General features: G+C 66.8%; 5 protein-coding genes. 3 read left to right on the top strand and 2 right to left on the bottom strand.

Going from position 1 to position 7,291, the window contains the following annotated elements; translation table 11 throughout:
- The 3 genes from FRC96_RS16360 to FRC96_RS16350 form a co-directional block, all read left to right on the top strand.
- On the top strand, window positions 1-828 hold an 828-nt coding region (locus FRC96_RS16360; RefSeq protein ID WP_230470350.1), incomplete at its 5' end, for a HEAT repeat domain-containing protein.
- Window positions 829-998: 170 nt separating this feature from the next.
- Window positions 999-1,646 carry a hypothetical protein gene (locus FRC96_RS16355; RefSeq protein WP_146975995.1) on the top strand — a complete coding sequence of 216 codons (648 nt, stop codon included), beginning with the start codon at window positions 999-1,001 and terminating at the stop codon, window positions 1,644-1,646.
- Window positions 1,647-1,704: 58 nt separating this feature from the next.
- A complete protein-coding gene (locus FRC96_RS16350; RefSeq protein WP_146975993.1) occupies window positions 1,705-5,757 on the top strand; it encodes a serine/threonine-protein kinase in 4,053 nt (1,350 codons plus the stop codon).
- Window positions 5,758-5,848: 91 nt separating this feature from the next.
- On the opposite strand, the gene gmk is transcribed toward FRC96_RS16350, so the two are convergent.
- Together gmk and FRC96_RS16340 are read right to left on the bottom strand one after the other, a co-directional pair.
- The gene (gene gmk / locus FRC96_RS16345) at window positions 5,849-6,460 is read right to left on the bottom strand and encodes a guanylate kinase (RefSeq protein WP_146975991.1); all 612 of its coding nucleotides are present in this window, start codon (window positions 6,458-6,460) and stop codon (window positions 5,849-5,851) included.
- Window positions 6,461-6,515: 55 nt separating this feature from the next.
- Window positions 6,516-7,291, bottom strand: a 776-nt coding sequence (locus FRC96_RS16340; RefSeq protein WP_146975990.1) for a YicC family protein, incomplete at its 5' end; no start/stop codon positions are given.

Raw genomic sequence — 7,291 nt, 5'->3', positions numbered from 1 at the left:
CTCGGCTCCCGCTCCGCCGCGCGCGACGTCCTGACCCTGCTCGACGATCCCTCGCCAGGGGTGCGCGCCGCGGTCGCCCGCGCCCTCCCCGAGCTCGGCAGCCACCTTCCGGCGCTGAGCGCGCGCCTGAGCACCGAGACCCACCCCCGCGTCCTGGCCGAGCTCGTTCACGCCCTCTCTCGCACCGCTGACCCCGACGCCACCCTGGCGCTCGCCAGCCTGCTCCAACGCCCGGAGGCCGTCGATCTCGGCTCCGCAGGCCAACTTCCCCTGGCCGCGCTTGCCGCCGAAGCCCTGGCCCGACGCGACGATCCGGCGCCGGTCCCCGACCTCATCGAAGCCCTGGACCCGGCCGACCCCATCACGCGCCGCCAGATCGAACACGCCCTGCGCATCCTCACCAACCACGACCTCCGCGCCGTCGCACACGCCCTGGACACCCGCCCCGAAGACGACTCCCCGGCCGCCCTCTGGCGCGCCTGGTACCAGGAGCACCGCCGCCTGACCCGCGACCAGTGGCTGACCCGCGGCTTTCAGATCGCCGGCTTTCCGATCGAAGAGATCAGCCTGCGCTACGTCTGGGAGCTCTGCCAGGCCGTCGCCGAAGATCCCCACTTGAGCTACAACGCCCAGCGCACCCTGATGCGCCTCTCCGGCAACGAGCCCCAGAGCCTGGGCTGGCCTCGCCATGACGCCAACTTCTACTGGCGACGCTGGTTCGAGCGGCGCTGGCAACGCCTGGGCCTCCCGCCGATGCCACCTCATCTGACGACCCTCGGCCCCAACAACCCCTACGCCTCCGATGACGACGCCGAGGACGACTCCTGAGCGCACACTCACTTCCCCCCATCGAGTGAGAGCGCAAGGCCTGCGCCCACCTTTACATGGCGCTACCCCGGGGGCTACACTCTTGGCAACGTACCGCCTCTTAGCGCACGCCTCCGGTGAGCCCTGCGCTCACCCGCCCGTATTCTCCTCCCCGTACTCGGTGTCTGCTCTTGAAACGCCTCGCGTCCAACCTGCTGCTCACCCTGCTGGCGCTCACCCTCGCTTTGGGCGCGATGGCCTGCTCCTCGGAGCTCGACCCGACCGATCCGGGCGACGCCTACACGATCTTCCGCGACGCCCTCTTCGCCGGTCAGCCCGACGTGGTCTGGGAGCGCTTCGATCCGCAGACCCGCGCCTACTTCCAGGAGCGCTACGATCGCCTGGTGCAGATGAACCAACTCATCGAGAGCTACCTGCCCCAGACCGATCACCGCCTGGCTCGAAGCCAGTCCGGCGTCGAATTGCTCGCGTCGGTGGGCGACGGTCGCGAACTCTTTGACCATGTCTTTGAAAAGGCCGAGATGCCCGACGATAACGCCATCGTCTTCGGCTCCGGCATCAGCGAGATCCGCGTCTCCGAAGATGGCACCACAGCCCTGGTCGTCACCCGCGGCGCGCAGGAGTTCGTGATGATCCAGGCCGAGGACGAGACCTGGCATGTGGACCTGGTCGGCTCCGGCGACTTCCTGGACACCTCGTTTGGCTGGCTTACCCGCAATGAGGAGGCGCTCTCCAAGACCGTCGAAGACCTCATCGCCGAGGAGCGCCAGAAACGCGAGGCGATCATCGCCGACCTGATGAACCTCAAGCTCGACTGAACACCGGACAGCCCGCACCGGCTCCCCGAGACACCCCCGCGAAGATGGCGCGATTGCTATGAGCGACGACAAAAACATCCCCGAGCTGCTCGACGTCGAGGTCGAACCGCTCGCCCCTGATGACCCGGCCTCGATCTCGCAGTCGCATCGCCCGGGAACCTCGCCAAGCAGCGTCTCCGCAGTGGGCTCTGCCCCCTCACGCCCGGCGCGCAAGCGCGCCGTCGACCCGCTCATCGGCACGCGCCTCAAAGACACCTACGAGCTCGTCTCCAAGATCGGCGAAGGGGGCATGGGCAACGTCTACTCCGCCATCCAGTACCCCCTGGAGCGTAAGGTCGCCATCAAAGTCCTCAAACCCACCGAGAATAACCCCGACGGCGAGTTCTATTTTATGCGGGAGGTGCGCGCGATTAACATGCTGCGCCACCCCAACATCATCACCATCGTCGACTACGGGAAGGAAGACGACGGCACGCTCTACCTGGTCATGGAGCACCTGCCCGGGTTGACGCTCAAAGACGTCATCAAAAAAGAGTTTCCCCTCGATCCCAAGCGCATCTGCGGCATCCTCATCCAGCTCTTGAGCGCGCTGGAGCAGGCGCATAACGCCGAGATCGTGCACTGCGACCTTAAGCCGGCCAACATCATGGTCGAGAAGGTCGCCGGCCAGCCCGACTTCGTCAAAGTCCTCGACTTCGGCATCGCCAAGGTCAAAGGCCCTGCCATGGAGGCCGGCCCCTACACCCAGGCCGGCAACATCGTGGGCACCTTCGACTACATGAGCCCCGAACAGATCATGCGCAAAGAGGACCTCGACGGTCGCGCCGATGTCTGGTCGGTCGGGGTCATCCTCTACGAGATGCTCACCCGCAAGCGCATCTTTCACGCCAAAGACGCCGTCACGATTATCGGGCGGGTGATGCAGTCGCCGATTCGCCGCCCCTCCGAGATCGCCCCCGACGTGCCCATCCCGCCTGTGCTGGAGCACATCACCATGCGGGCGATGGAGCGCAACGTCCGCAAGCGCTACCAGACCGCCAAGGAGATGCGCGACGCCCTGCAGCGCGCGCTCAACGAGCTGGAGAGCGGCCACACCGGCAACGTCGGGCCCTACAGCGGCGATACCGGCAGCGCCAGCGGCAACTACAGCGGCTCGCTCGCCGCAAGCGGTCTTGTGCGTGGCGGCACCGGTAACATGCGCGGGGGCACGGGCAACATGCGCCCGGCCACCGGCCCCGGCCCCGACAGCGGCTCGACCAGCCGCACCGGCCTGAGCAGCCTCTACACCCGCTCCGGCGGGTTCGGCGCGATGGCCCTGGAGCAATCCCAACGCCTGGCCACCGGCATCGCCGCGGGCACCTCGGTGCTCGACCAGACCTTCAGCGCCGACGCCCTGGAGGGGAGCCTGGCTGGCGAGCGCCGCAAGGTCGCCGTGCTCGCCATTCAGCAGCGCTCGCGCCGCAAATCCGGCATCGACCCCGAAGAGCTCGCCAGGCGCAGCCGCCAGGAGAAGAAGCTCATCGAAGAGATCGTGCGCCACTTCGATGGCGAGGTCGACTCCAACCTGGGCGGCACCTACACCGTGCTCTTCGGTGCCCGCAAAGCCCGGGTCGGCGACAATGTGCGCGCGGTGGAGTGCGCGGTTGCCCTCCAGCAGAAGTTCCGCTCCCTGGAGCAGGGCGCCGACCACATCGGCATCGGTCTGGTCTACGGCGAAGTCTTCGTCAGCGACCGCAAAGGCGGCAACGCTTACGGCGAAGCCATCGATCGCGCCATCGAGATCGCCCGCGGTGTGCGCGAGGCCAAGATCTTTGCCGACGACGATCTCATCGACGCCACCCGCGAAAAGGTCCGCTTCTCGAACCTGCGCGCGGTCGCCGGCGAAGAGGCCGCCGAGGTCTTAGGGCTGGAGGCCCCCGCCGCCCAGGCTCCCCGGGACCTGGCCGAGATCGACGTCTACGTGCCGCGCCCGATCTACTTCGAAGAGCTGATGCGCCGCGCCACCACCGCCCGCGGCACCGAGGCGGGCAAAGGCGCCGGCGGCGGCGTGGCCATCCTCGGCGACCTGGGCACCGGCAAGAGCCTGCTCCTGGATCGCTACGCCAGCGCCCTGAGTGAGTCCGGCTGGCAGACCTTCGTCGTCAAAGACGCCGAGCTGGGCGCCGCCCAGGTCGCACTGCAACCGGTACGCTCCTGGATCCGCCAGATCGCCCAGACCTACAAAGATCCGGCCGTCCTCATCACCAAGGCTTGCGAGGCCATCGGGCTCAACAAAAAGCACATCAGCCCGGTGCTGCAAGTCTTCCTCGGCCAACAAAAAGACGCCCTCAACACCCCGGACGTGCCCTGGAGCGACGCGCAGGGCTTTTCGAACTTCGCCGCCGCCCTGCTCTACCGGCTGCTGCGTTTTGCGATGAAGAAAGGCCCGGTGCTGCTGGCCATTGACGATGTGATGGTCGAGGACCGCTTCACCATCGACTTCATCGACAACCTGTTGGCCGGCATTCAAAAGCAGCCCATCCTCATCGCGGTCACGCGCCGCATTGAGTCCACCGCGCTCGACCACGGGCTGCCGGGCAATTTTGAGATCCTGCAGATCGGCGGATTTTCGGAAGATGAGTCTCGCCAGTTTGTCGCGCAGGTGCTCGGCTACACCCCGCCGCCGGAGATCGTCGCCCAGGTGCACGCCCGCTCCAGCGGCAACCCGATGTTCCTCTACGAGCTTGTGCGGGCCGTCTTGCAGAAGAGCGGCGGCAAGCTCGCCAGCGAAAAAGAGCTCCTCGACGCCGGCGTCCCGCTCAACCTCCAGGAGCTGCTCGCTGCGCGCGTTGACGCGCTGCCTGACCAACTTCGCGACGTGCTGGCGATTGCCTCGGTGGTCGGTGAGAGCTTCCGCGAAGACTTCTTTATGCAGATCATCCCGGCGCACCTCGACCCGCAGGGCGCGCTGCAAGATCTCGTGGCCCTGAACTTCCTGGAAGCCCGCTTCGATGGCTTCGAGCGCATTCACGTGGCGTTTCAGCCCCGCGCGCTACGCCGGGTCGCCTACGAGCGCCTTCCCAAATCGACGCGCGCGCAGCTGCACTCGCGCATCATCGAGTTTCTGGAGGGCGCCCCCGACTTCGCGGCGGTCGACCCCATCGAATACCCGCTGATGGTCGCCTTCCACTACCGCGCCGTCGAGGGTTTTGAGGGCGCCGCCTACTACCTGACGCGCGCCGGGGAGCTTTTGCTGGAGCTCTACGACTACGCCGGGGCCATCGACAACTTCCAGGAGGCCGTCGAGCTGCTCGAAGGCAAGGTCGACGCCACCCACGAGACGCGGCTGACCGCGCTGGCCCGCCAGCTCGTCGCCATGCGCGAATCCGGCCGCCTCGAAGATGCCCAGCGCGTCATCGACGCCCTGCCCGACCTCGACGCCCTCGACGGGGCGCTTCGCCACGATCTTCTCTACGAGCGCGGGCTCATCGCCATGGACGCCGGCGGCATCGAAGAGAGCAAATCCAGCCTGGAGACCCTGCTCAACGAAGCGGTCGAAGCCGCCGATCTCAAACGTGAGATCAAAGCCCTGCTCGCGCTGGCGCAGCTCTTTGAGAAAGAGAACCAGCTCCCCCACGCCGCCAACCTCCTGATGCAGGTCTCCCAGAAGGTCGAGCAGGTCGGTGACCTCGACCTGCAGGACCCCGACGACCGCAAGCTCTTCTGGACGGCCTACAACCAGCTGGGCACCCTCTTCATCCGCCAGAAGGACTACCAGCGCGCCCAGCAGTTTTTGCAGACCGCCTACCAGCAGGCCCGCGCCATCGAGGACTTCCGTGGCCTGGTGCGCGTGATGTCGAACTTCGGCGCCCTCAGCTTGAGCGTGCGCGACGTCAAACGCGCCCAGCAGTACTTTGAGAACGCCGCCCAGTTTGCCCGCGCCACCGGCGACCTGCTCAACCAGAGCCGCATCTTCACCAACCTGGGCATCACCGCGATGGAGGCCGGCGAGCTGGAGCAGGCCAAGGAGTACTTCCGAAGCGCCCGCTCGCTGGCCGAAGAGATCGGGTGGTACGAGGGGCTGGCCGAGCTCTCGCTGCATATCAAGCGGCTGCGCAAGGCGCTGAGTTAGACCGACGCCCCCGCACGATGACGACGCCAAAAAGAAGGCCGCCGGCGCGCGATGCGCCGGCGGCCTTTTCATCTTCCTGGAAGATGCGCGCTCAGCTCTGCTTGAGCAGCGCGTTGAGCCAGTCGACCCTCATCGCGCGGGCGTGGCGCGCGGAGTCGTAGATGGCGCTGAGCGCCCCCAGTGCCGCATCGAAGTCGCGGTTCTCCAGCAAAAACTCAAAGAGCTCATGCTGATTGAGCTCGTGACGCGCGGCCTTGAGCCGCCGCTCGATCACCTCTTCGGCGTCGGTGCCGCGTCCGCGCAGGCGCCCCTCCAGCGTCTTCATATCCGGCGGCGCTACCAGCACGGTCGTGGCGTGCGGGTAGCGCGCTTTGAGCTGCTGCGCGCCCTGATAGTCGATGTCAAAGAGCACGTCTCGGCCCTCGGCCCAGGCCGCCTCAATCACCTTTGAGGAGGTGCCGTAGTAGTTGCCGTGAACCTTCGCCCATTCGGCAAACTCCTCGCGCTCGATCATCGCCTCAAAGGTGGGCACGTCCACAAAGTGGTAGGCCTGCCCGTCGACCTCGTCGCCGCGGCGCGCGCGGGTGGTGTAGCTGACGCTGGGCGTAAGCCGCGGACGCGCCTCCAGCAGCGCCCGGCACAGGCTGGTCTTTCCTACGCCGGAAGGTCCACATACGATCAGCAATACGCCCTGCTCGGCCATCTCTAAGTCCTTGTACTTCTTGATAAACCCGACTACTTCTCGCCGCCGCAAGGCGCTACGCCACGTTGGCGCTCTGCTCGCGCATCTTCTCGATGATGCTCTTCATCTCCACCACCAGGTCGCTCTGCGCGGCCAGGTGGCTCTTGGAGCCCATGGTGTTGACCTCGCGAATGAGCTCCTGAAGGTAGAAGTCGATCTTCTTGCCCACGCCCTCGTCGCCGGCCGCATCCAGCACCTGACCCAAGCGCTCAACATGCGAGCGCGCGCGCTGCAGCTCCTCGGAGATGTCGCCGCGCTCGGCCACGTAGGCCAGCTCCTGCGCGAGCCGCTCCTCGTCAATCTGCCCCACGCCGAAGTCGCTCACCGCCTGGCGCAGGCGCGCCTCAATGCGGCTTCGGTACGCAGGCCGCTCCGCCTCGTCGAGCGCATCGACCGCGTCGATGCGCGCGCCCAGCTCGCGCAGATGACCGCGAAGATCATCATCAATGCCCGCACCTTCGGCCCGGCGCGCCTCCTGAAGACGCTCCAGCGCCTGCTCCACCACGGGGAGCAAGGCGTCGAGCGCGCTCTCATCAAAACGCTCCGCGTCGTCGCGCTCCACATAGCTGCGGAAGCTCAACACATCGGCGAGGGTGACCTGAGCGCCTCCCAGGCTGGCCTCACTGAGTTCGCGAAGCCTGCGCGCGACCTCGTCAAAGCGGCCGGCGTCGATGGCGTCAAAGCCCCCCTGCTGCTCGGCGGGGGCGCCCAGCTCCAGACGCACATCGACGCGCCCGCGGCCGAGCCGCGCGCGCGCCGCACGCAACACGTGCGGCTCCAGCCAGCGCAGCT

The organism is Lujinxingia vulgaris (assembly GCF_007997005.1).
Lineage (GTDB): Bacteria > Myxococcota_A > Bradymonadia > Bradymonadales > Bradymonadaceae > Lujinxingia.
Note: the sequence above shows the minus strand (reverse complement) of the source record. Positions and strands in the feature narration are given on the sequence as shown.

Excerpts from the sequence above, each read along its gene's own strand:
- FRC96_RS16350 (WP_146975993.1), top strand. The coding sequence starts at position 1,705 with ATGAGCGACGACAAAAACATCCCCGAGCTGCTCGACGTCGAGGTCGAA.
- gmk (WP_146975991.1), bottom strand. The coding sequence starts at position 6,460 with ATGGCCGAGCAGGGCGTATTGCTGATCGTATGTGGACCTTCCGGCGTA.